This window comes from [Scytonema hofmanni] UTEX 2349 (assembly GCF_000582685.1).
Classification (GTDB): Bacteria; Cyanobacteriota; Cyanobacteriia; order Cyanobacteriales; family Nostocaceae; genus Hassallia; species Hassallia hofmanni.
In genome coordinates, this window is the sequence record NZ_KK073768.1 from 529,469 (window position 1) to 555,173 (window position 25,705).

Annotated in this window: 19 protein-coding genes; 6 read left to right on the forward strand and 13 right to left on the reverse strand. The window is 41.2% G+C overall.

Features of this window, described 5'->3' with window-relative positions:
- Nucleotides 1–2,291 (forward strand): CHAT domain-containing protein (locus tag TOL9009_RS38485; RefSeq protein ID WP_051502834.1); only part of this gene is annotated, 2,291 nt, incomplete at its 5' end.
- A gap of 151 nt (nucleotides 2,292–2,442) precedes the next feature.
- Here TOL9009_RS38485 and TOL9009_RS0107445 read toward each other — a convergent pair.
- Nucleotides 2,443–3,360 carry an AEC family transporter gene (locus tag TOL9009_RS0107445; protein ID WP_029632240.1) on the reverse strand — a complete coding sequence of 306 codons (918 nt, stop codon included), beginning with the start codon at nucleotides 3,358–3,360 and terminating at the stop codon, nucleotides 2,443–2,445.
- A 103-nt stretch (nucleotides 3,361–3,463) separates the two neighbouring features.
- On the opposite strand from TOL9009_RS0107445, the gene TOL9009_RS0107450 reads away from it, so the two are divergent.
- A complete protein-coding gene (locus TOL9009_RS0107450; RefSeq protein ID WP_029632242.1) occupies nucleotides 3,464–4,285 on the forward strand; it encodes a M15 family metallopeptidase in 822 nt (273 codons plus the stop codon).
- A gap of 439 nt (nucleotides 4,286–4,724) precedes the next feature.
- On the opposite strand, the gene mrdA (TOL9009_RS38490) is transcribed toward TOL9009_RS0107450, so the two are convergent.
- Nucleotides 4,725–6,506: a penicillin-binding protein 2 gene (gene mrdA, locus TOL9009_RS38490; RefSeq protein ID WP_038296231.1), complete on the reverse strand. Its 1,782-nt coding sequence runs from the start codon at nucleotides 6,504–6,506 to the stop codon at nucleotides 4,725–4,727.
- Between the two features lie 174 nt (nucleotides 6,507–6,680).
- Nucleotides 6,681–8,501, reverse strand: coding sequence for a penicillin-binding protein 2 (gene mrdA, locus TOL9009_RS0107460; protein WP_029632244.1), 1,821 nt, complete (start codon nucleotides 8,499–8,501; stop codon nucleotides 6,681–6,683).
- 341 nt (nucleotides 8,502–8,842) lie between these two features.
- Here mrdA (TOL9009_RS0107460) and TOL9009_RS0107465 point away from each other — a divergent pair, with 341 nt between their 5' ends.
- From TOL9009_RS0107465 to TOL9009_RS0107475, 3 genes are all read left to right on the forward strand, one after another.
- The gene (locus TOL9009_RS0107465) at nucleotides 8,843–9,970 is read left to right on the forward strand and encodes an ABC transporter ATP-binding protein (protein WP_029632246.1); all 1,128 of its coding nucleotides are present in this window, start codon (nucleotides 8,843–8,845) and stop codon (nucleotides 9,968–9,970) included.
- Nucleotides 9,971–10,000: 30 nt separating this feature from the next.
- Complete coding sequence (locus TOL9009_RS0107470) at nucleotides 10,001–11,086, forward strand: ABC transporter substrate-binding protein (protein ID WP_029632247.1); 1,086 nt, start codon at nucleotides 10,001–10,003, stop codon at nucleotides 11,084–11,086.
- A 144-nt stretch (nucleotides 11,087–11,230) separates the two neighbouring features.
- Nucleotides 11,231–12,094: an ABC transporter permease gene (locus TOL9009_RS0107475; protein ID WP_186227684.1), complete on the forward strand. Its 864-nt coding sequence runs from the start codon at nucleotides 11,231–11,233 to the stop codon at nucleotides 12,092–12,094.
- A 71-nt stretch (nucleotides 12,095–12,165) separates the two neighbouring features.
- Here TOL9009_RS0107475 and TOL9009_RS0107480 read toward each other — a convergent pair whose 3' ends face one another.
- The 7 genes from TOL9009_RS0107480 to TOL9009_RS0107510 all read right to left on the reverse strand — a co-directional run bounded on the left by TOL9009_RS0107480 (nucleotide 12,166) and on the right by TOL9009_RS0107510 (nucleotide 22,551).
- Nucleotides 12,166–12,621 (reverse strand): PIN domain-containing protein, encoded by a 456-nt coding sequence (locus tag TOL9009_RS0107480; RefSeq protein ID WP_029632249.1) that lies wholly within the window; start codon nucleotides 12,619–12,621, stop codon nucleotides 12,166–12,168.
- Nucleotides 12,618–12,920, reverse strand: a complete 303-nt coding sequence (locus TOL9009_RS0107485) for a hypothetical protein (protein WP_199341282.1) — start codon at nucleotides 12,918–12,920, stop codon at nucleotides 12,618–12,620. Before TOL9009_RS0107485 ends, TOL9009_RS0107480 begins: the two co-directional genes overlap by 4 nt.
- Nucleotides 12,921–13,037: 117 nt before the next feature.
- Nucleotides 13,038–16,655 carry a hybrid sensor histidine kinase/response regulator gene (locus TOL9009_RS0107490; protein WP_029632252.1) on the reverse strand — a complete coding sequence of 1,206 codons (3,618 nt, stop codon included), beginning with the start codon at nucleotides 16,653–16,655 and terminating at the stop codon, nucleotides 13,038–13,040.
- Nucleotides 16,656–16,807: 152 nt separating this feature from the next.
- Nucleotides 16,808–20,110: a GAF domain-containing protein gene (locus TOL9009_RS0107495; protein ID WP_029632253.1), complete on the reverse strand. Its 3,303-nt coding sequence runs from the start codon at nucleotides 20,108–20,110 to the stop codon at nucleotides 16,808–16,810.
- 95 nt (nucleotides 20,111–20,205) lie between these two features.
- Complete coding sequence (locus TOL9009_RS0107500) at nucleotides 20,206–20,670, reverse strand: chemotaxis protein CheW (RefSeq protein WP_038296232.1); 465 nt, start codon at nucleotides 20,668–20,670, stop codon at nucleotides 20,206–20,208.
- A 27-nt stretch (nucleotides 20,671–20,697) separates the two neighbouring features.
- Nucleotides 20,698–21,060 carry a response regulator transcription factor gene (locus tag TOL9009_RS0107505; protein WP_029632255.1) on the reverse strand — a complete coding sequence of 121 codons (363 nt, stop codon included), beginning with the start codon at nucleotides 21,058–21,060 and terminating at the stop codon, nucleotides 20,698–20,700.
- Between the two features lie 282 nt (nucleotides 21,061–21,342).
- Entirely contained in the window at nucleotides 21,343–22,551 is a 1,209-nt protein-coding gene (locus tag TOL9009_RS0107510; protein ID WP_029632257.1) for a response regulator, read from the reverse strand.
- Nucleotides 22,552–23,263: 712 nt separating this feature from the next.
- On the opposite strand from TOL9009_RS0107510, the gene TOL9009_RS0107515 reads away from it, so the two are divergent.
- Complete coding sequence (locus TOL9009_RS0107515; protein WP_029632258.1) at nucleotides 23,264–23,890, forward strand: 4Fe-4S single cluster domain-containing protein; 627 nt, start codon at nucleotides 23,264–23,266, stop codon at nucleotides 23,888–23,890.
- A 194-nt stretch (nucleotides 23,891–24,084) separates the two neighbouring features.
- Here TOL9009_RS0107515 and TOL9009_RS0107520 read toward each other — a convergent pair whose 3' ends face one another.
- Genes TOL9009_RS0107520 through TOL9009_RS0107525 form a run of 3 tightly spaced genes read right to left on the reverse strand, consistent with a single transcriptional unit; the run spans nucleotide 24,085 to nucleotide 25,560 of the window.
- Nucleotides 24,085–24,738, reverse strand: coding sequence for a GIY-YIG nuclease family protein (locus tag TOL9009_RS0107520; protein WP_029632259.1), 654 nt, complete (start codon nucleotides 24,736–24,738; stop codon nucleotides 24,085–24,087).
- Entirely contained in the window at nucleotides 24,728–24,853 is a 126-nt protein-coding gene (locus TOL9009_RS49095; protein ID WP_260675860.1) for a hypothetical protein, read from the reverse strand. The genes TOL9009_RS0107520 and TOL9009_RS49095 overlap by 11 nt, the downstream gene beginning before the upstream one ends.
- On the reverse strand, nucleotides 24,835–25,560 hold the full coding sequence (locus TOL9009_RS0107525; RefSeq protein WP_029632260.1) for a DUF3891 family protein: 726 nt from the start codon (nucleotides 25,558–25,560) through the stop codon (nucleotides 24,835–24,837). The genes TOL9009_RS49095 and TOL9009_RS0107525 overlap by 19 nt, the downstream gene beginning before the upstream one ends.
- Nucleotides 25,561–25,705 lie beyond the last annotated feature (145 nt).

The window sequence follows — 25,705 nt, forward strand, 5'->3', positions numbered from 1 at the left end:
TTGTGCGATCGCTGGCAATTAGAGAGAAAGCACTGGGTAAAGAACATCCAAATGTCGCTACTAGCCTGAACAATTTGGCACAACTGTACCAAGATCAGGGAAGCTATCAAAAAGCTGAACCTCTGTTTGTGCGATCGCTGGCAATTAGAGAGAAAGCACTGGGTAAAGAACATCCAAATGTCGCTACTAGCCTGAACAATTTGGCTACCCTGTACCAAACACAGGGAAACTATGAAAAAGCGGAACCTCTGTTTGTGCGATCGCTGGCAATTAGTGAGAAAGTACTCGGTAAAGAACATCCCGACGTCGCTAATAGCCTGAACAATTTAGCAGGCTTGTACCACGCACAGGGTAGCTATGAAAAAGCCGAACCTCTGTTTGTGCGATCACTGGCAATTAGAGAGAAAGTACTCGGTAAAGAACATCCCGACGTCGCTAATAGCCTAAGCAATTTGGCAACACTTTACCTAGAACAGGGAAACTATCAAAAAGTGGAAGCTCTGTTTGTGCGATCGCTGGCAATTAGAGAGAAAATACTGGGTAAAGAACATCCCAACGTCGCTAATAGCCTGAACAATTTGGCAGGCTTGTACCACGCACAAAATGACATCACTCGTGCCACTGATTTCTTACGTCGTGGGCTAGCAGTTCAAGAACATAATCTTGACCTCATCTTTGCTGTAGGAGCAGAGCAGAGAAAGCAAGACTACGCTAAAACCTTTAGAGGGACAACTTATGGTATCATTTCCCTCTCGCTTCAACAAGCTGCCAATAACCCCACAGTCGCAAGGCTAGCACTCACTACAGTACTACGTCGCAAAGGACTTGTACTAGATGCCGTTACAGACAACATACAAACGCTACGAAGTCAACTAGCAAATCAACCAGAAACCAAAAAATTATTTGATGATTGGTTGAATGTTAATCAGCAGTTATCGACGTTAGCATACAGGGGACAAGGAAAGCAAAGCGCGATTGAATATAAAGCTCAATTTCAGCAACTTGAAGTAGAAAAAGAACGCTTAGAAGAAGCTATAAGCAGCAAAAGCGCAGAATTCCGCACCGCTACCCAACCAGTAGAGTTAACAACCATCCAAACTACGATACCTAAAGATGCAGCTTTAGTAGAAATCGTGCGGTATGAGCCATTTAATGCTAAAGCTAAACAAGCTGAAAAATGGGGTAAACCGCGTTATGCTGCTGCGGTGCTGCGTTCATCAGGTGAACCAAAGTGGGTTGATTTGGGTGATGCTGCAACTATTGATAACTCTGTTGCGAGTTTGCGACAAGCCTTAAAAAATAGAACACAACGAGTTAAGCAAGTTGATCGCACATTAGATGAGCAAGTTATGGCTCCCATTCGTCCACTGTTAGGTGATGCACGTCACTTATTATTATCACCAGATGGACAATTAACACTAATTCCTTTTGAAGCGCTCAAAGACGAGCAAAATAAATATTTAATTCAACGTTACGCTTTCTCTTATCTTACCAGCGGACGCGATTTATTACGCTTTCAATTACCATCTCAAAGCCGTTCTAATCCAGTAGTCTTTGCAAATATTGATTACGATCAACAAGAAATCGCCACAGCATCTGCTATGCGTGGTTCAGAAAATCGCCGTTCTGCTGATTTAGCTTCTTTGCAATTTGGCTCACTTGGTAACACTTTAGAAGAAGCAAATAAAATTAAAGGGATTTTTGCAGATACAAAAATCATTTCTGGTAAGCAAGCAACGGAAGCTGTTATTAAACAACTTCAAGCTCCGAGTATATTACATTTAGCAACTCATGGTTTCTTTGTTCCCGACCAACAAGATAATATGGAGACGCGATTAATGGCGTCACTACGTCTCGAAAATCCCTTGTTGCGTTCCGGTTTAGCTTTAGCTGGTATTAACAATCGCACCAAAACTTTATCAAATACTAACGATGGTGTTCTCACAGCTTTGGAAGTTGCCGGCTTAAATTTACGGGGAACGCAGTTAGTAGTACTTTCCGCTTGTGAAACTGGATTAGGTGATATCAAAGTCGGAGATGGACTTTATGGTTTGCGTCGTGCTTTGGTAATTGCCGGTTCTCAAAGTCAACTCTTGAGTTTGTGGATTGTGGATGATGCTGGGACAAAAGATTTGATGGTGAAGTATTACCAAAATTTGAAAGCCGGTAAGGGGAGACATGAAGCTTTACGAGAAGCGCAGATGGATTTGTTGAAAACACCCGAATACGAGCATCCTTATTATTGGGCAAGTTTTGTCCCTTCCGGTGATTGGAGTGCGTTTAAGAAATAGGTCAGTAGTTATGAATAAACTCCTTTTTAAACGCAAAGGAACGCTAAGGTTAGCGCAAAGGTTCGCAGAGTCTTGTTTGAAATTTTCGTTATGAATTAAACTTTGCGTCCCTCTGCGTTTACTCCGCGCTCCTCTGCGTTTAAAAATGCTATCAAAACAGCCACAACCAAATCGGCAGAGTAATTAACAATACCATAGACCCTGCTGCCAATGCCGTAACTGCCAAATCGCGATCGAGATTGAAGCTTTCTGCGATTACCAGTGTAGCGAAAGCTGGTGGCATCCCCATTTGTAAGACCATCACTTGTGCTGTTGCCCCAGTTATCCCAAAAAGCGGTAACATACTGCCCAAAATCAGCGGAACTAACAGCATTTTGATTCCTATACTCATCCCCGCTTGTGGTAAACTCCGCCAAGATTTAAGATTGCTCAATCGCATCCCAATTAACATCAAAGATAAAGCAACTGTACTCCAAGCAAATTTATCCAAGAAAAATTCAACTGCTGGGGGAATTGTCACTTGTCGAAACAGCAAACCAAATCCAAAACTCCACAGCGCTGGATTGATGACAATTGCTTTAGTAATTTGCCAATAATTTTTAACTCCACCACCAAAACGAACTGCGATCGCTACACCAATTGCATAAGCCCCGAAAAGTGACCCCAGCATATCGTAGAATAGCGCCCAGGCAAAGTATTTTTGTCCTACCATTGCTAAAGTGATGGGATAACCAAGATAACCTGTGTTACCCACCATTGATGCCAGAATAAAACTACCCTGAGTTGGTTGAGTGAGGATAGTATTTGTAAAATAGGCTTGACCTTTGATGCCTAACCAAGCTAAAAATGCTCCAAGTAAAATAGCTAGGTAGGCGATCGCTGGTGCAATCCAAATCTGTCCCGATAAATCAGCTTTTCTTAAAAAAGCTACAATTCCTATCGGTACACCCACCCAGAAAAGAAACTGAGCCAAACGAGTGGGAACTGAGCTTGGTAGCTTGCGTCCCAAGATAAATCCTACCAGGACTAATCCCACCAGCTTGACGTATAGTTCTAGGATATTTGTCAAAATTACGCCTAGAAATCAAAATGTATATATGTTACGGATTGCGTTTATTTGTATCCAGTCTACAATCTGTTATGGCGATTCAACAATCATCAGGAGTTGACCCTTGAATAATCCTGGGTTTTCTGAAAAACCGCAAAACTCATCTGTTGAGTCTGGTGAGGAGATTCCGCCAGCTTTACGCGATACTCCCGAAGCAACACCTAACCAGGTGCGCCAATTGCAACCTATGGTTTTGGTAATTGGCGGCGTGGTAGGATTTATTATGCTAGCCGTTATTAGTGGTTTTTTGTTTTTCCTCACTGCACCGAAAAAAACTGCTAATCAACCTTCCCCAACTAGCTCAATCCCCGCAACTGCACAACCCGGCACTTCTGTCAATCCCCAAGATAATGCTGATACTGTTTTGGGGCATCTGGCATACGCAGAAGCACCGGAAGCAGAACTAGCACCGATTTCTAAAGATGGACGCATCAAAATGCATTCATCTGCTGCCCAAAAGTATCAAGCGATGGTGCAAGCAGCGCGGAGTGCAGGTGTAATATTGGTGCCAATTTCCGGCTTTCGCTCAGTGAAAGACCAAGAACAGTTATTTTTTGACGTTGGTGCCCAGCGCAATCAAACCCCAGCGCAACGAGCGGCTCTCAGCGCTCCTCCAGGTCATAGCGAACATCATACAGGTTACGCTGTGGATATTGGCGATGGGGCAACACCAGCAACTAATCTGCAAACAACTTTCGACAAGACAAAAGCTTATCAGTGGTTAGAAGCGAATGCAGCGCGTTACAGCTTTGAGATGTCCTTTCCCAAGGAAAATCCGCAAGGTGTGAGTTATGAGCCGTGGCACTGGCGTTTTGTAGGCGATCGCGATAGCTTAGAAACCTTCTACAAAGCCAAAAATATCAAACCCGCGAAGATAGCTCAGTAGGGGACAAGGGGGACAAGGGGGACAAGGGGGACAAGGGGGACAAAAAGAGCAATTCTTTTCCCCACTCTCCCCCTCCCCTCAATTGTCTAGTACACGTCGGCGTAAATAAACCACCCATTCCAAATCGGCAAATAGTCTACCCTATCGCTCTTCTATGACTCTGGGCAGAGAATAATTTCATGAAGTCCCGACGATTAAAATCGCGGCTATACAAACAAAGTCCGCGATTAGGCGGACTAATCTGAAAATAGGGTTTCAAATTTAATCTGGCGAGAGTAATAAAAGAGCGCTATAAGCTTCAGGACTTACGCACGGACTACATATTTCCGTCCCTATCGACGCTTCGGTTGCAATCTCAAAATCTTGTTTTCTGGTAACGAGTGCGTAAGTCCTAAGCTTTTTGACTTTTGACTTTTGACTTTTGATTTCCGGTACTGAATTACTTCTTTTGAAAATACTCTTCCATAACTTTTAACGCCATCGGTGCAGCAATGCTACCACCGCCACCGCCGGAATGTTCGGCAAACGCTACAATTATAATTTGCGGTTTATCGCTGGGCGCATAACCACCAAACCAAGCATGATTTGCTTTGACACCTTGACGCGTCCATGCTTCGGCAGTGCCAGTTTTACCAGCTATTGGGGGAAGTGTAGCCACATTTAAAGCCTTACCCGTACCTTGTGTAATTACCTCACGCAATCCAGAACGAAGAATTTTCACGGTTGATGGTTTCATATTTACAGGTTCGCGCCAGCTTTTTGCTTCTTGATTGTCTTTAAGCAAATGCGGCTGAACTCTATAACCACCATTGGCAGGTATGGCAAACATGCCGGCGACTTGTAACGGTGTACTTAATAGGGCACCTTGACCAATTGACATATTAATGCTGTCGCCGACAGTCCAAGGCATTTTCCAAGTTTTCTGCTTCCATGACTCGTCTGGAACAAAGCCTTTCGATTCTTCAGAAACGAACTCAAACCCAGTTTTTTCGCCAAATCCAAACTTACGAGTCCATTCAATTAAAGTTGGACCACCGACTTTCTGACCAATTTGGTAGAAAAAGGTATCGCTACTGTTAGCGATCGCTCCCGTAAATCCCAACGGACCAAAGCCGGCATGGTTCCATTCACCAAATCTAGTCCTGCCAAAGGTCAGGGAACCGTAAGTTTGCAATATTGTATTAGGAGAAAATTTACCCGATTCTAACCCAGCTGCCGTAGTCACAATTTTAAAAGTACTAGCAGGGGGATAAGCTCTCAGAGCGCGATTGAGCAAAGGATAATCTTCACCTTGTACCGTCTCCCAATCTTTTTTAGTAACTTTTTGCTTAGAAAAGATATTTGGATCAAAGGTAGGATGAGACACCATAGCTAAAACCGCACCGTTGTTTGGGTCAAGTGCGATAATTGTACCGTTGCGACCTCCTAAAGCTTTTTCTGCTGTTTTTTGCAGATTCACATCTATAGTCAAGTGCAAATCGTTACCAGCTTTTGCCTCTTTATCGCCCAAAACCCGCAGCGGACGACCTCTACCATCCACTTCCACCTGCTGACCGCCCCATTCGCCCCGTAGCGTTTTCTCATAAGCTTTTTCTACCCCCATCTGACCGATCGCATCTCCTAATCGGTAGCCCTCTTTTTTCTTTTCTTGCAACTGTTTGGCGGTCAGTTCCCGTGTATAACCGAGTACATGAGCCAACGCTTTGCCGTGCGGGTAGTAGCGAACTGCTTCGGTATGTATTTCTACATTGTGGAGTTCATTTTCGTACTCCTTCAATGCAGTAACTTGCGCTTCATTTAAATCACGAGCAATCCGCACCAGCGAAGAAGACCTAAAACCAGCCTCTTGTAGTTTATTTTCAATTTCCTCTTGCGGGATATCGAGAATTTGCGATAAACGCGGTGCAACTTTGTGCCATTCTTGTTTAGTGTGAGCCATAGGCCATAAATACACAGACCGAGGATAGCGAGTACTAGCTAAAAGTTTGCCATTGCGGTCAAAAATGTTGCCTCGTTCCGGTTGTTTGGGAATTACCCGAATCCGGTTGGACTCAGCTTTCTTGCGGTGCTGCGTTCCTTCAAGAATTTGCAAATATGTCAATCTAGCACCCATTCCACCCGTCATTAGGAGGGTAAATAGGATGAAGAATATTGACTGAAAACCCCGTCCGACTGTAAGTGTATCTTTTTTATTGGCGATCGCTAATCGTAATGAAGTCATAACAAAAATAGTAATTTTTAGATAAATCCTCTTTGTCTATAATTCAATAAAATTGTTACTAAGTCATCTTAACTCGCATACAGGATGTATTGGAAAAACAACAGGGTAACTATCAGAATTTTTTAGTAGTGAGCACGAAGAGTGCTCACTACATTAATGCGATAAATCTGTAGCCTACGGTTTTGCACCTTCAACTTGAGTTTTTTGATACTTGCCTGGATACTTTGATTGAAAATAGGCTTCTAGCACTTTTAAGACCATTGGACCACAATCAGTACCCCCATGTCCCCCGGAGTTTTCACCAAAGGCTACAACCGCAATTTCCGGCTTATCGCTGGGAGAATAGGCACCAAACCAAGTGTGATTGGGACGACCAGTACCGGCTTCAGCAGTGCCACTTTTTCCAGATGATGGGGGAATTGTCGGTACGTTCAAAACCTTACCCGTCCCCTCAGTTATTACCTTCCGTAGACCATCACGGAGAACTTTGATGGTTGTCGGTTTCATATTTAAGGATGTGCGCCAGTTTTTTGCTTCTTCATTGTCTTTAAGCAAATGCGGCTTAACTCGATAACCACCATTAGCAGGAACAGCAAACATGATCGCAGCTTGCAGTGGTGTGACTTGCAAAGCACCTTGACCAATGGACATATTTATGCTGTCGCCGACAGTCCAGGGCATCTTCCAAACTTTCTGTTTCCATGTCTCGTCTGGAACCAAGCCTTTTGATTCTTCCGAAGCAAACTCAATGCCGGTTCTTTCACCAAAGCCATATTTGCGACTCCATTCAATCAAAGTTGGACCACCAGTTCTCCTACCAACTTGATAGAAAAAGGTATCACTACTCATAGCCATCGCTCTCGGAAATCCCAATGGACCAAATCCAGCGTGATTCCATTCACCAAAAGTCACCCCACCGACGGTTAGTGAGCCGAAGGTTTGCAAAACTGTGTCGGGAGTAAATTTACCCGATTCTAACCCCGCCGAGGTAGTGATAATTTTAAATGTACTGGCAGGTGGAAAAGCGCTGAGGGTGCGATTCACCAACGGATGGTTTTTACCTTGTAAGGTTTCCCAGTCTTTTTGAGAGAGTTTTTGCTTAGAAAAGATATTTGGGTCAAAGCTAGGATAAGACACCATTGCCAAAACAGCACCATTCCTCGGATCGATTGCCACAATCCCACCTTTGGTAGTGCCTAAAGCTTTTGCCGCTGCCTGTTGCACCTTTATATCTATAGTCAAGTGCAAATCGTTGCCAGCTTTTGCCTCTTTCTCTCCCAATACTCGCAACGGACGACCTCTGCCATCTACTTCTACCTGCTGACCACCCCATTCACCCCGCAGTGTTTTTTCATACGCCTTTTCTACCCCCATCTGACCAATGACATCTCCCAGTCTGTAGCCATCTTTGACTCTTTTTTTCAACTGGTCGGCGGTCAGTTCTCGCGTATAACCTAGCATATGAGCTAAGGCTTCACTTTGGGGATAATAACGGACTGCTTCTCTATGAATTTCCACATTTTTGAGTTCGGTTTCATACTCTTTTAGTGCGGTAATTTGTGCTTCGTTCAAATTGCGAGCAATCCGTACAAGTGAAGAAGAGTTAGGACCTGCCTGTATAAGTTTCTCTTCAATCTCATTTTGAGAAATTTCCAGAATTTTAGATAGACGCGGGGCAACAATTGACCACTCTGGTTTCGTGTGAGCCATAGGCCACAAGTAGACAGAGTGAGGATTACGAGTACTAGCTAAAAGTTTGCCATTCCGGTCAAAAATGTTACCTCTTTCCGGCTGTTTGGAAATAATTCTAATTCGGTTTGCCTCTGCTCGTTTACGGAGTTGTGGTCCTTGAATAACTTCTAAATATCCCAAACGAGCAGCAACACCCGTCAACATAAGGAGGGTAAATATGATGAAAAATATCGACTGAGAACTTCGTCCGACTGTACGTGTATCTTTTTTACTGCCAAGTTTAAAGGATTGTAAGATAGACATAAGACAAATAGGGATTTCCAGATTAGCATTAACTGTATACAATTGCGCTAAATACCAAGCAGGACTTTAGTGCTTTTTTTTGGGGACTGGGGGGATTTTAAGAGGGGAAAAGGTTAAAGGTTAAAGGGTAAAGGTATGGAAATAAAGAATTATTTAAATCCGGGAATATTTTTTCCCCCTTTCCCTTTCCCCTTTCCCCTTTCCCCTTTCCCCCTCCTCAAATTGCCTAATAGTTTGTTATTGCCGGATACAATAAACCAAAGTGTTATATGTAGTTTGCTTAATAGACTACATCAATAAATTTACAAAAGTTAGTATTATCACGTATTTTACTGAGAATTATGGCTCAAACTTTAACGCAGAATCAGGGGGGAATGGCGGCTTTTGAGTCGCTTGATGTGGAACTACATGATGTTTTTAAGTTTTTTAACTTTGAAGCAGCTGTACACGGTATCAATTTGGATGTGAAACGGGGAGAATTTTTTAGTATTCTCGGTCCATCCGGTTGCGGCAAAACAACTACACTCCGTTTAATTGCTGGGTTTGAAAGGATAGATGCTGGCAAGCTATTAATTCAGGGTCAGTATATGACTAATGTCCCTGCTTACCGGCGACCTGTAAATACTGTATTTCAAAGTTACGCTCTATTCAACCACTTAAATGTGTGGGATAACATCGCTTTCGGTCTGCGTTTACGGAAATTGCGCTTTTCAGAAATTGAAAGTCGAGTTAAAGATGCTTTAAAGCTAGTGAAAATGGAAAGTTTGCGATCGCGCTTTCCCAATCAATTATCAGGTGGTCAACAACAAAGGGTAGCATTAGCGCGGGCATTAGTCAACCGTCCCGCAGTGCTGTTGCTAGATGAACCTTTGGGAGCCTTAGATTTAAAACTGCGTAAAGAAATGCAGGTTGAACTATCGAATTTACACAAAAATTTGGGGTTGACCTTCATCATGGTGACACATGACCAAGAAGAAGCGCTATCTTTGAGCGATCGCATTGCAGTCATGAATCAAGGCAAAATTGAACAAATTGGCACTCCCAGTCAAATTTACGAACATCCTCGAACACCGTTTGTTGCTGATTTTATTGGTGATACCAATTTATTCAGCGGTGAAATCGCAGCAGTAGACCCAGAAAGCGTGCGAATTATCACAAAATCAGGACTTTCAATTGTTGTCAACCGCTTTGAAGATACACCAACTGAATTATCTCAAGCAGTGATAGTGAGTGTGCGTCCAGAAAAAATTCAACTCTCACTTTATCCACCAAATTTGCCGACTAATTGCTTTGAAGGACGACTTGTTAACGTCATGTATTTGGGAAAGAGCGTTAATTACGTTGTGGAATTAACCAATGGCATCACTATCACTGTTTTGCAGCCTAATACCTTTGGCAGCTTACCAGACCGTGACAAACCTATTTACGTCTGGTGGTCAGAAACTGACTGTTTAGCTATTAGTCCATAGTATTGACCATTGACCATTAATTATTAACAAATGACTAAAAGAAGAGACTTTTTAAAAGGAGTTGCAGCACTTTCTAGTTTATCTTTGACTGGTTGTGGCTGGAGACTTGCCCAAGTGCGAGCTAATTCTACCAGTAAAGGTTCCCGTGACCAATTATATATCTATACCTGGACACAATATACCGATCCAGAATTGCTGCAAAGTTTTACTAATCAACTCGGCGTGAAAGTGCTTGCAGATGTGTATGATTCCAATGATGTGATGCTCGCTAAGTTGCAAGCTAGTGGTGGTGGGACTTACAGCGCGATTTACCCATCAGACTACATGGTGCAGAAGATGATTGACTTGGGCTTGTTAGCAGAAATAAAACGCGATCGCTTGATTGGTTTCGATAATTTGTTTCCCCAATTTCAAAATCCCAGTTACGATCCCAACAACCGCTATAGTATCCCCTTCAATTGGGGCACAACTGGCTTACTTTATAATTCAGAAATACTCAACCCTGCACCAGAAGATTGGGACTATCTTTGGCAGAATCAAAAGCAATTATCAAAGCGAATGACATTACTAAATGATGTGAGAGAAGTAATGGGCGCAGCTTTGAAAATGCTAGGTTATTCCTTCAACTCAAAAAACGAAAGTGAAATCAAACAAGCTTATGAAAAATTGAAATCTCTGAAACCAGCGATCGCTGCTTTTGATACTGATGCATGGCGCAATCAAATTTTGGCAGGGGATTTAATATTGGCAATGTGTTACTCAGCAGATGCGGTAAAAATGACTAAAGAAAACCCTAAACTTAAATATGTAGCTCCCCGCAGTGGCTCTTCGTTATGGACTGATACAATTGTAATTCCCAAAACAGCCCCAAATATAGATGGAGCTTATGCATGGATTAACTTTCTCTTACAACCAAAAGTAGCCGCACAAATCAGTGAACGTTTAAGCGTTGCCACCCCCAATCGCGCCGGATTTGAGCAATTATCAAAAAGTTTACAGAACAATACAACTTTATTTCCTCCAAAGTCTGTTTTAGAGAAGTGCGAACGCGGGATTCCTTTGGGAAAATTTGAAGAAGTTTACGAACGCTACTGGACACAATTAACCAGCGGCTAAAATAGTTAGGATTTAATGCAACAACTACCACCTAACAACTAGCAACTAGCAACTAACAACTACCAGCTAACAACTAACAAACTCAATTTTGTGCCTACCCAAACTCGTCGTTCTCAACTAAATTCGTCAAGCGATATCGCTCAATTGCCAAAAGCGCATCGCTCAAATTTTAACTGGTTGCAACCCTTGGTATTACTTGCACCATCTGGCATTTGGTTGTTAATTTTGCTAGTTTTACCCACACTGATAATTTTTGAATTAAGTTTAGTACCGAATATTAGACCGGGAGATTTAGTAAATCCGAGTGGATTCGCTAATTATATTCGGATATTTGACCCACTTTATCTACAAGTAATTAAACGATCGCTTTTTTTGGCGATCGCCACAACAATAATTTGTTTAATTTTCGGTTTACCCGTAGCCTATTGGATTGCTCAAATAGCACCGAAACGCTGGCGAAATTTACTTTTATTAGGCTTTGTCTTACCTTTGTGGACTTCTTCTTTACTTCGTTCTTACGCTTGGATTACAATTCTCCGTCCTACTGGTTTACTTAACAGTATCCTCAGCAATTTGGGTTTGCCTACTTTAGATTTATTAAACCAAGATTCGGCAGTATTAATTGGTATGAGTTATGGATTGCTGCCATATATGGTTTTAATTTTATATGCCTCTTTAGAAAAACTAGACAAACGCTTGTTAGAAGCCGCAGCAGATTTAGGCGCAAATCCTGTGCAAGCTTTTTGGCAAGTGACTGTACCGCAAACGTTGCCAGGAATTGCTGCTGGTTCAATGTTAGTATTTATAACCGGATTGGGAGATTTTGTCGATCCAGAATTACTCGGTGGTGCTTCGAGTATGACAGCCGCAAGATTGATTTATAACCAATTTCTCGGATCTACCCAAAATTGGGGCTTTGGTTCAGCTTTGAGTATGGCAATAATTTTAGTTGTTAGTGTTGCGATCGCGCTTTTAATTAAGTTTGGTGATGCTGCACCAAAGCGATAAAAATTTTAAATTCAAACGAACTGCACTACTATCGTAGAGTTTACAATTGATCTGACCAATACATCAATAAGCTACTGAATAGATTGCCAATCTAACGCTGTGATAAACTGGGACAGATGCGCTACGTTAGTTGTTGCAACAATTACCTCTGTTGTTCCATCACAGAGAAGAAGACGAGCTTGAGCAGACAAAATAACGTCCCCATCCAATGCTTTGTCATCCGCAGTAGGTTGTCCAGATTGTCTTGCTTCCGCCCAAAGGGTTGCAGCTAGCAACATTGTATCTGTCTGAATCGAAACATATTCGAGAGTTTGTTTTAAATTGTCAAGCCGACGCAAGCTCCGTAACAGACCTGCGCGAAGGAGTTCACGGCGCACTTCATAATCTGCAATTTCGGGGATGGCAACCCTTTCCCCTTGTCGCAGGAGTAGTTTTAGCCACAGTTGACAATCAAGAGGAATACCTTGGGCTTTGGGATTTGTTACCATCCCCAGTGGACCAGAATCTAATAAAATCAAACGACTCATGGGAATAAGGGTCGGTTGGACAACCGATCTTCGTCAAGAGCAGTTCTCAGAAATTCCCAAGCTTGCTGATGCTCAGAGGCATCTTCGTTGTCATCAAGCCAAGAGTCTAACAGGTCGATCGCCGCTTGATTTTTCCGTGCTTCCTCGGCATTGATAACAGATGGGGCAGTTGATGGAATTTTTTGTCGAAACTGGCGCAAGGTATCCAGTAAGTCAGCCCAGTACTCTCTGGGTGTTGCTTCAATTTCATGAAGCAGCAATTCGAGAGAAGTCGAAGGCGAGCTAGAACGGTCTGCCACGATACAAAAATTGACGTTAGAAACTACAGTCTAATTTTAACTCAGCCCCTTAACTCTCGCCGGTTGAAGTGTACAGGCGTTGTTGTGCCAGGGCAAACGCACCTTGTCCAGTTTTGTTTAAGTCCCGTTATGCATAACTAATTGAGGCAAACTATTACTATCTCTGTTAATAGCCTCGATAGTAGAGAGAAAGTCCTTTTCCAGGTAAGGCTTGGTTAAATAAGCATTTGCGCCTAATGCTTGTGCCAGTTGGCGATGTTTTTCTGCACTGCGAGAAGTAAGAACTAGTACAGGTTTTTTTAGCAATTTTGGGTCTTTACGGATATTACTTAACAACTCAAAACCATTCATTCGCGGCATTTCCAGATCGGAAATTACAACCTGAATTTCCGGATGCTGCTGCAACTGTTCTAAAGCTTCTACACCGTTTTCGGCTTGTAATACACAGTAGCCAGCTTTTTGCAAGGTTAAAGAGAGGGTTTGACGCAGACTAATTGCGTCATCTACTACTAAAACTAGTTTTGGTGAGTTGCCACTTACCCCTTGAGATTGACTTGTAGCAGATGGGTTAAGTAGTGCTGTGGATTGAACAGTTAAATCCAACAGAGGCAAGGCTTCTTTTTTTGACAAATGCGCTCTTTGCAGGGTCATGACATCAAGCGTTGCTTGCATTTCACCAGACTTGAGCAGCAAAGCACCATCAATTACTAAAATGAGGCTACCATTCGCCAAGCGACTGCAACCATAAACATATTTAGGGGGAGCGATCGCATTTCCTAAAGGTCTGATCACCAACTCTTGTTCACCAATTATTTGGTCAACTTCTAAACCGAAAAGTTCTTGATTTCGGCGTAACAAAAGTACAGGATTAGTCTTTACTTTTGTCTCCAAGGTTGTTGATTGATTATGTATTGTGTTAGCGCTGACCAACGAACCATTATAGGAGATTAACTCTGAAAGTTGACGCAGGCTGACCATCTGTTCATTCTTGCTTGTATTCCAGTGTAAGACTTTTTTCCCTTCAAATTCCTTTATTTGTTCAGCAGAGGGAATGAATATTTTTTCGATACTGTCTAATAGCAAGGCATAAACAGCACTACCCGCTTGAACTAACATTAATCGGTCAGTAGTCATAGAAAAAGGAATTTTGAGTGTAAAAATTGTTCCTTGCTTAGGCAATGATTGAACTGAGATTTCGCCATTGAGCGCTTGTAATTGAGAGCGTACAATGTCCAATCCCATACCGCGTCCAGAAATTTCATTTACCTTACTAGCAGTGGTAAATCCTGGTGCAAATATCAGTTCTAATAAAACTGATTTAGTAGAGTTAGAAGTATAGTCTCCAGCTTTATCGTCAGCGGATATAATATCTAATTCAATCGCTTTATTATGAACTTTTTCTAAGTTCAAACCTTCACCATCATCACGGACTTCAATAATAGTTTGACTACCTTGATGATAAGCACAAATTTCAATTACACCTTGTTCGGGTTTTTTGCGATCGCGTCGAACTTCCGCAGGTTCAATCCCGTGATCAAAAGCATTACGTACCAAGTGCAATAAAGGATCGTATAGCTTTTCAGCGATCGCTTTATCTACCAGCACTTCGGTGCCAGTGAATTTCAATTCTACAATTTTGCCATACACATTTCCCATGTTTTGTACCATCTGGGGAAAGCGATTGAGGACATTGCCTAAAGGCAACATTCGCGCTTCCACCAGGTTATCAATAATACCCAATATCAAGCGCTGTTTTTTATCGTGAATTTGCACGGATTGCTTGAGAAGTAAGTCAAGAGACTCAGTACTTTCTTGTAGTTGCAACGTCTCTTCTAAAGCTAAGTGCAACATCAGATGAAATTCTGTATATTCATCCATTTCCAGAGAGTCAAAGTCCACAGATGCAAAATTTTGTCTGTTTTGTAACGGGAATTTTTGCTTTTGTAGTGGCAGATCGCGTAATTGCTCTAAACTTGTTTGATGTGCAAGGATTTGCTGGCATAATTGCTCAATTTTTTCTTTGAGTTGTTCATCCTGCAAAGTCCGTTGTTGTTGGTAAATCAGCAATTCTCCTGCCAGATAGTTGAGTCGTTGTAGTCCGTCTACATCTACTCGTACAAATGATCGTTGCCGAGAATTGTTATTGGCTAAATGCTGAGATTTTTCTTCTATTTCCTGAGAAATTTCCGTACTAGGATTAGGAATATCCGACTGCTGACTTAGGGCTAATAATTCAGCATTTTCTGAATAAACATCAGTGTTAACTTCTTCAGGTTGCGTTGCCACAAATTCATGAGAAAAAGTTGGGGTAATTTCTTCTCCCCATATTGTCTCTAATAAATCTGTTGTTTTAGCTAATGAAGGGGTATATATCTCTTTAATTTCTAGCAGATTTTGTAACTTGGGAATATCAATACAATCCCTTTTGGGACTAGTTATAGGAGGGTGTTTTTTATATTCTTTTGCTAATTTCCTAATTTCCTTTTGCAAGGTTTCGATTAGTAAAATGTCATCATTCCAGTACTGAAATTTAGCAAGAGCAAGGAGGATTGTTAAAATTACACCTTGGCGATAAATGCAAATGCTCTGGCTATCTTCTTCATCTTGCAGAAAATCAAAAAAATTATTTAGCCAATTTTCTAGATATGTGACTGGATTTTCTACCTCAGACTTAGGAATAAGTAAAGCTAAACATAGTTCTTTTTCTGGTATCTCAAGCTTGTGATTAAACCATCCTAAAATGTAGCGGATTACTTTTAAATAAAACTTGGCTTCTGCTGGTTGTAAAGGCTTATTTTTCTTGTTGTCTTTTTGCGTTAAAAATTTGTATAATTCTTGAATTTCGCTTCTTAGAGGTGTGATAGCAACCGATGTCGTAGGAGAGTTTGTCGCGAATGTAACAGATGATTGATCTGTGGGACTCAAAGATAACTCATCCGTTACGTTTGCCAATAATGATAATTTTTGCAAGGCTGGGGAAGGTTCTCCACCACGAGTGCGATCGCCTCCAAGCACTGCTTCTTGTGACTGCTGCAAATCTGCAAGGGCAATTTCTGCAATCTGCTGCACTTGGGTGGGGTTTACTTCTAGCGCAGTCAGGATTGTTTGGGCAAGTTCTACCAATCCAGGTAAGTTTAAAGATTCTGCTAAACCCAAAAATACCTCAGCCTCAGAGCGCAAAAAATTAATGAATTCGGTATCATCTGGGGGATTTTTAATGGCTTCAGCGATACTTTCTAAGCGTTGCACTACTCCCGCTTCAAAGATGGATTGGACAATATCAAATCCCAATTCCGAGGAAGTGGGAATATAAGTTTCAGCACCAAAAGCATCACCAAGTTTTTCTTGCAACTGTGCAAAAACTGAAGCCGCTCGCTGAAGCAGTTCCTCATGATTAACAGTACCTTTTGTAAGTTCTGCGGTTACTGCGAGATGAAGACATTCATAAGCTTGCAGTAAGAGTGTTTGGAACTCATGATTAATCACCACATCTGGGCTATACAGAGCTTGAAACACATCTTCTAAAGAATGGGCTATCGTCTGAATCACCTCTAGCCCAACGTTAGCAGAGCCGCCTTTAAGTGTATGAGTTGCCCGCATCAAATTATGAATTTTAGCAGTGCTATAACCCTCCAAAAAGTTAAACAGTTCTTGCTCAATAGTTTGCAATAATTCTGGGGCTTCTGCTAAAAAATAAATGTAACCTTGTTTGCGAATTTCCGCTTCTGTAATCATAAGTGAAAAATTTAATTTGAAAAAGGGACTGGGGACACAGGATTAGGAATTAGGGACTGGGGACACAGGATTATTGTTCGTGGATTCAGACCCCAACCAAGTTTTAAAGAAAACTCTTCCTAGTCCCTAGTCCCTAGTCCCTAGTCCCTCGTTCAATTAACCTTGAACTTACTTGCAGTTGTTAACAAGTCTTGCGCCATTCCTGATAAATCTTGGAATACAGTAGCAATTTCTTGAGATTCAGCAAAAGTTTTATTGGCAATTTCTGCTACATCTTTCATTGATGCAGTTACTGTTACAGATTGACACATCTGTTTTTGGGTTGCTTCAGTAATTCGCTGGATTAGCTGAGTAATTTCGGCAGTTGCAGAAGCGATCGCATTTAAGTTTTGGCGAGTATCATTAACAAGATTTGTGCCTTCTACCACCTGTTGAATGCCTGTTTCCATCGCTACTGCAACTTCTCCAGTTTCTGTTTGAATATCCTGAACTAATTTTTCAATTTCGATTGTCGCTGCTGCTGATTGACGAGACAAAGAACGGACTTCATCAGCTACAACTGCAAAGCCTTTGCCATACTCCCCCGCACGAGTGGCTTCAATGGCAGCATTTAAAGCTAGTACGTTCGTCTGTGTGGCAAAATTGCCGATCAAATTCACTACTTTGGATATTTTTTGTGAGGATTCGCTAAGACGTTTAATTTTTTTGCTGGTTTGGGCAACGGTTTCACGAATTCCTTCGATCGCTTTGACAGTCAAATTCATCGCAGCGTCACCAGACTCTACAGTTTGGTTGGTTTGTTGGACTGCTACTTGCACCAACTCAGCATTAGTTACTACAGCCTGAGTAGAGTCCACCATCTGTTGAATGTCGCTTAAGGCTGCGGTAATTTCCTCAGACTGTTGTTGCGCTAAATTGGTCAATCCTGCCAGTGAAGCATCGCTGGTGCTAGAGGTTTGGGCAACTTGTTGGGCAGCTGTTTGTACTTGGGTAACAATTTGCCGCAGTGCTTGCAGGGTATTATTATAGGCGTCGGCGATCGTGCCTAGTTCGTCTTCTGTAATTGGCGCACGTACTGTCAAGTCGCCATTCAGGGCAGGTCTGAGCGCCATTAGAAGTTGAATTGATCGTTGTTGTAGTAACTCCTTAGCTGCCTTTTCTCGTGCTGCTGCTTCTGCTAATTTTGCTGACTGCGCTTGTAATTTTTGTAAATATTCGGTCTGTTGTAATGCCAGTCCTAACTGGTTGCCAATACGTGCTAATAAAGTGACTTCCGATTCTTCCCAATCACGAGTTCCAGAATTTTGATAAGCTGCCAGCAAGCCCCACAATTGTTCTCCAAAGAATATAGGAACAATTATGTAAGCTTTGATTTCAAATTGCTCTAAAATCTCAATGTGGCAAGGAGAATGGTCTACCTGATAGATGTCATTTACAACAAAGTTTTCACCTTTGGCATATCGACCTCCTTGGGTTTGTTGTAAGTGGCTATCTTCCCAGACAGTTTTGATATCGGGACCGACCAATTTTACCCAAGTATGACTTACTGATTCAGCGACAAATTCGCCACCCCAGTCGGGGTTAAAGCGAAAGACGGCTACGCGATCGCTTCGTAGTAATTGCCGTACTTCTTGAGTAGTTGTTTTGAAGATTTCTTCCACATCTAAAGATTGTCGGATGCGGTTGACTATCTTGGTGATTGCTTTCTCTTGTTCCGCTATGTGAGCTAGTTTCTCAGATTTTACCCGCACTAATTCTAGATAGTCTATCTGTGATTTAGCTAGGCTAAATTGCAAGCTAGTCTGAACCAAAAAGTTAACTTCCCAGCTTTGCCACTCACGGCTACTGGAATTTTGATAAGCTGCCAGTAAGCCCCACAATTTATCCCCGAAGAATATAGGAACAATTATGTAAGCTTTGGCTTCAAACTGCTCTAAAATCTCAAGGTGGCAGGGAGCAAGCCCTACTTGATAGATGTCATTAACAACAAAGTTTTCACCTCTGACATACCTACCTCCCTTAGTTTCTTGCAAGTAGGTATCATCTAAAACGGTTTTAATATCAGAACCTACCAGTTTTGTCCAACCATGACCTACTGACTCAGCCACAAATTCCCCACCCCAGTCAGGGGTAAAGCGATAGACTGAGACGCGATCGCATCGCAGTGATTGACGCACTTCTTGAGTGGTTGTTTTGAAGACGCTTTCTACATCTAAAGATTGACGGATGCGGTTGACTAACTTTGTTAGAGTCTTCTCTTGTTCAACTATCTGAGTTAGTTGTTCAGATTTCATCTGGACTTGTTCGAGATATTCCCCTTGTGAGATAGCTACACCAAATTGTAAGCCAATCTGAGCTAAAAAGTTTTCTTCCCAAGGTTGCCAATCACGAGTTCCAGAATTTTGATAAGCTGCCAGCAAGCCCCACAATTTCTCTCCAGTGAATATGGGCGCAATGATGTAAGCTTTCATTTCAAACTGCTCTAAAATGTCAATGTGACATTGAGCATGACCCATTTGATAAATGTCGTTAACCACAAAAGTTTTACCTTTGGCGTAACGTCCTCCTTGGGTTTCTTGTAAGTAAGTATCTTCCCAGACCATTTTCAAATCAGGTCCGACCATTTTTACCCAACCATTACCCACTGATTCTGCCATAAACTCGCCACTCCAGTCAGGTTTGAAGCGATAAACACCTACGCGATCGCATCGCAGTAATTGGCGTACTTCTTGAGTGGTTGTTTGAAAAATCTTATCGATAGTTGATACCTGGAGAATCTTATCGATAACTTTGGCTACTGATTTCTTTGCCTGTGTCTGCTGTTGTAGTTCTTTTTGAAATCCAAAACTCTGCAATCTGTAGGTTAGTTCTGTACTAATTTGAGACAGTAGGGTAATTTCCACTTCCTCCCACTGCCGCGCTGAAAAACAATTGTTTATTGCCAGTAAGCCCCATACTTTACCTTCTACTACAATTGGTAAACTTAAACTGGCTTTGATTTGAAATTTCTCTAGCAGTTGTTTGTGATATGGGGTAAGTTGTATTTGATTGATATCGTCAATAGCTACAGGTTCTAAATAGTCTTGACTAGTATATAAGCCAAAAATAATTCCCGGAAGGTTTTCGCCTAAAGTAGGTGTCCAAGCTACTGTTCTTGATTCTGCTAAAACAGTACCAGACTCGGTAGAAGTAAAGTGATAAATCAAAGCGCGATCGCAGTCAATCTTTTCTCTAATTTGTGCTACAGTGACTTTGAGTAGCGTCTCCATATTCGGGGTTTGGCGCATCTGATTTGAGATGTCTTTGAACTGTTGCCGCCAAATCTTAAATTGCTGAGAAATAGAATTTAATTCCGATATTTTAATATTATTATCAATCACATTCTGGGTTTCTAAATTTGGTTCTTCTATCAATAAATGTCCTTTTTCCAGACCATTTTGATATAAATCTGTCATGTTATGCACCTAAGTTTTGGTTATTAGTAATAATCTTTGGTTGAATTTTTTGAAATGAAAAAAATATGACCTATTATTAATCGATCAATAATTTTTCAATTATGAATTTTCCACATGGGAGAGTCAATAATTGCTGGAGCATCCAAATTTAACATCATTTTTTCGGAATTATCAATAAAGTATCCCTGTAATAAAGGTGATATTTCTGGAGAAAATAATTCTGCAAATGGTGGTTTCATTTGCTGTGTATCCAGCCATTCAATATCCATCAGTTGCCGCACCAATAAACCCAAATATTTACCCTTATTTTCCAACACAATCGTCATCATTTTTGAGAGTAAATTTCTCTGTTGCAAAAGTGTCTTATAACCTAACATTTCCTCTAAATTAACTAACCAAAGCATCTCACCACGCCAATTGTAAATACCTAATACACAACTTGGCATTTGAGGAACGCAACATATTTCTGTTAATGGCACTTGTACAACTTCTGTAATTTCCTGCAACGAAATAACGGCTATATCCCTTGTTCCCAAATTAAAACTTAAAAACTTTTGCATTGCTTCTAAAATAATTTTCCTTGAGATTTATTTCTTTAAATTATTCAGCACTACTACTAGTTCTTCTTTATTAATCGGTTTTGATAGATAAGCATCAGCACCCAACATATTACCCCAACATTTATCAACATCACTATTTTTTGTTGAGCAAAAAACAACTGGAATTTTGCTAGTGCTAGGATTACTTTTCAGTTCTCGACAAACTTCAAAGCCGCTTTTACCCGGTAGAATTACATCAAGAAATATCAAATCTGGCTTGGTTTTATCTATTTTGTCTTGAGCTTCTTCACTATTTGTAGCACTCATTACGGAATAGCCTGCCTGTTGCAAATAAAGTCTAAGAATTTCCATATCAGTCAAGCCATCCTCAACAACTAAAACTATATTCATGGTAATTACCTATTAAATGGACATAACAATGGATTTAGCAACTGAATTGTGTTGTCAAATTAGACAAATACAAAATTTTATTTTTCGAGAGCATCCCAATTATGTTTTTACACATTTGGGATGCTCCCTATTTTTCTCCAATTTTGATTCATCATTCCTATATGAACCACAGTAAGATTACGCAAGTATGATATTTTCCATTATCATGTCTTTTTAATTAACAGTAATAAAAACATCACATCCGTCCTAGAGACATTTCTTTGGTAACGTCTCTACAGTTTACTAAGGATTAATTATTGATATATTTGCTTCACCAGATGTGTTTTTGGGTGTTGATGTAGGCTGTAAATATTTACGCACTATACCCATTACCTTATCAGCCACTACGGGTTTAGTGACAAAATCCGTAGAACCGACTACCTTGGCGCGAACTCTATCTAAAAGACCGTCATTGCCTGTTAAGATAATCACAGGTGTGTTGGCAAAGGCTGAAATTCGTCGCAATTGAGCGCAGATTTCATAACCATTCGCGACTGGCATTATCAAATCTAAGAAAATCAGATCTGGCTTATCCTGAATTAAGATTGGTAGAGCTTGCACAGCATCTTGAATTTTGATAAACCTTAGCCCATTTGAGGTAATAATCTCCTCTAGCATTTTACAGACCTGAGGGCTGTCATCCACGCAGGCTATCAGTGGAACTGAGGACGTTTTTACTTTTGTCAGGGTAGAGTTGTTTTTGTCTTTAGTAACTGGTAAGGGCAAGTCAGGTACTTCTACCAGTTCAATGATTCCTTGAAGGATATAGGGAAATAATGAACGGGTAACTAACAGTACATTCTGCTTCATTTTCACGGCTAAATCCCGCAGGGTATATTTGCCGTTAATAAAATTCACAAAGTTTGTGTAGACAGATGGACTTACCAACTGTTCGAGTTGCTCTGGTTTCCGCAGGACTGGTGCTAAGTCAGGATAAATATTTGCCAAACCATTTGCCAACCAAGTTTTCCACGAGTCTTCCATTTGTTTGAGAGACATGTCTGCATTAGTAAAGCTGATTGGTTTGTCTAGGATGACTTCTTGGCTGCGATCGCAGCTAACAGAGGCAAAATGCGCTTCTTGAGCAAGGTCAAATAACAATTCGGTGATAGTATTTTCTACAATCGCGTTGACTTGCTCACGTTTGATTTTCTGTTTTTCATACAAGACTTCCAAGAGGTGATAACCCCAGCAATCAATAGATATATCCTGATCGCGCAACGACATTTTGTCTACATCAATTTCCGGACAATGTTGAGCCATTTGTCTACGCCAGCGGCGAAACGGATGATCCCTCCCTGTTGCCCAAACTATCCGTCCTAAGCGATAATAAAAAGTCCATTTATATCCTTTGGAGTTTTTAATATTTAATTTACCATTGTATTGCAGTTGAATACAAGTTTTAAATTCGTCAAGTAAATTATTTGATATTATGAGTTCCGGATGATTCATCCTTTATTCCTTTGATTAAGAAGTCAGCCATTCAAAAACTATAATTAGCTAGATAGCAGAGAATAAGCATCTTTTCAAAGTACACTAGATACTGGCAAATTAATCAGATAAAGATGCACTATTAAGACTTACGCATTCACACAAAATATTAAATGTGATGTATTTTCATAAAGTCTACCGGGAAAGCTTCCGATGCGCTAGCTTTACATTAATACACTCTTCTAATAAATTTGTACACTGCGTAAGTTATAGTATCATATTAAAATTTTTTCAGTTGAACAAAATCAGTGTAAATCCTGATTTTTATTTTGAATATGACTTGCGTATTTTGACGAAAAACTGTCATTTGGAACGGAGCGTAAGCGTAGTAAAAGATAAACAAAAATTGTCTGATAGTTCTTTATGGTAGATTCACATTTATGATTATCGTGAGGTAATTCAGAAATGCCAACGGCAGTTTTATTTATACTAATTCTATGTGAGTCGTCACCCTTCTAGTAGTTCGCCACATCAACTATCAAGGGTTACGAGTGGTCAGATCCCCGACTTCTTCAAGAAGTCGGGGATCTTGCAGACCATCAAAATTGCTGTGGTGGACTACTAGGATAGGTGTTATTTTTGTTTGTCGTCTTAAAACCTATCAGTCCTGATGTACTACAAGTCTTTGGTAGCTATAATTGACGGTTAAGGCTCACAGTTAAAAGGAGGCAAGATGGAACAACAATCAATCAACCCATCCCCAGCACTCGAAGAAATTCCCCCTGACTGTCTCAACATCATGGGTTATATTGATGAGTCAGAAGTCAACGGTCCTGGTTGTCGTGCTGTAGTGTGGGTGCAAGGTTGTTTGCGCGAGTGTCCAGGCTGCTTTAATCCTGAATCTTGGTCGTTTGAGATTAATCAATTAATTTCTATTGACAGCCTCGCTCAGAAAATCCTCAGTAATCCTCGCAACACAGGTGTAACATTTTCTGGCGGAGAACCTTTTTGGCAAGCACCCGCATTAGCAAGTTTGGCTCGTCAGCTAAAAGCCGGAGGACTAAATGTGATGTCTTTTACAGGGTTCACTCTAGAGAAATTACAGTCAGAATCTGCCCCTACAGGAGCAGAAGAATTGATAAAACAGCTTGATATTCTGATTGATGGGGCTTTTGTCGAGTCAAAAGCGATTAATTCTCCCAACTCCCCGGTATCTTCTACTAACCAGCGGGTGCATGTATTTAATCCAGCCCTCCAAGACCAGATTAGCTGGGCAAGTGACCAAATAGAAATTCATGTCCTCAAAGATGGTAGCCGCATCATTACTGGTTATCGCGGTAGTTGGGTAGAAGAATCTTAAAGAGGAATGAGCGCAAGTGTCACAGGAAAACGTAAATTAAGCGCGAAGAGCGCTTCTTTTAAGCACTAAAGTGCTTACTACGCCGAGTATGAATGATATCATGTGTGTTTAATTAACATTAATAAAAACATCGCAACTGTCGTAGAGACGTTCCGCCGGAACGTCTTTACATTCGGAACGTCTTTACATTGTAATCAAGTTTGTTGTGTTTGCTCTTGAATAACAACACTCCAGTCGTCGTTTTTCACAGCAGCTTCAAGTTGAGTCCGTCGTTGGGTATCACTCACATCGATATCCTCTAACTCTTTAGTCAAAGTGCTGTCAGCCATTGCTTTACGTAATTTCAGCTTTTTCTCTTCATAGGCATTACGTTCTGCTTCTGACATCGTTGCTTTGGCAACTTCCCCCACTGTACTAGCCCACATGTCTTTTTCTAAATCATTACCAGGTGGAACGTTGTCTAGTTCTTTGATCCAATCATCCCGCATATCTTCCATTTCTTGACGCTTGGGAAACTTGAAGTTTTGCACACGCACAAAAGCACACTTTTGGCTACCATTTTGGGCAAGATGACCGTTTAAAGAAAGTAAGACATTCCGAGAATAGCCGATGTACTGGGTGCAACGTTCTGTGTCTAAAACCGCGTATACACCTGCAATTTTGGCATTTTGGGAAAGCGCACACCAAGCCTCAAGAGGTATGATGTCAGCGTCGTTGTTCGCTTCAGGTGTAAAAGTAGCCTCGGTGGGAGCGTGTTCGTTTTCGTCAGAGTACAAAAAGTCATGCAATCCCCGGTGAGCTACTGGTACACTTTGATGTTCAATGGGCAAGTTTTTGTCAGTTTCCATTGGGGTTGTTCTCGGTTAAATTAGTTAGCGATCGCAAAGCTTGTAATTGCCTAACATTTACAATTGCATTAACCCATACCCCAACGCAAGCGATCGCTACTTGACAAATTTCCACTCTAAGGTTTTGATTGGTGCTGTTGTAAGCGCTTCTGTTAGTTCGTCATTACTGCTAAATTGCATTTGATCGAGATAGCAAGCTTCCACTCTGACAGTAAACTCTTGCTCTTGGAAAGCCCAAGGTTTTACAGTCACGCTACCATCGCTGCGTTCCACAACATCGTAGCGTGTATTATTTAGATAAGAAGTAATTTCTAAAGCACGTTCGCCATCAGGTAACTGACGTTTGCAGAGAATGAGTGACAAGCGCTCGCACCATAACAAAAAAGCATAAGCTTCAGCAGCTTCATCTTTGGTAATATTTAATTCTTTGCGCCATTGCTTTTGATTTTCTAACTGCTCATCGAGAAAACTATCCAATTCTGCGGAATTACCACGACTTGGTTCATTGAGAAAGCTCATGTGCATAGAAATCAACATTGCCACCCATCGTCCCCGATAGCGGGCATTTTGTGTATGCGATCGCAGCTTATTGACATCGGTTTTCTTTTCTAAAGTAAAATCTAGTGGTCCACCAGCTTCATTGAGGTGATTGCCTTCCCACTCTTTTTCCAAATCATCGTGATGGGAAATTGCCGCGATGGTTTCCAACCAGCGTATCGGACGATCCTTTGCATTCCAGTGTCCTGCCAATTCAGCAGCAAGTAAGGCATGTGCCCGATGATAAATAACTTCCCATCCCTTCTCATGTTGATTAGCAATCATAAATCATCCTCATTAATCTAGAAATTTGTGTAAAATATCGTCCCAGCAACAATCAAAAGCCCTATTACAGATTGAGAATAAGGAATTTAAATTAATCAGCTTTCCTTATCATGCATTCATCCACGGCGGAAAATCCATCTGCCAA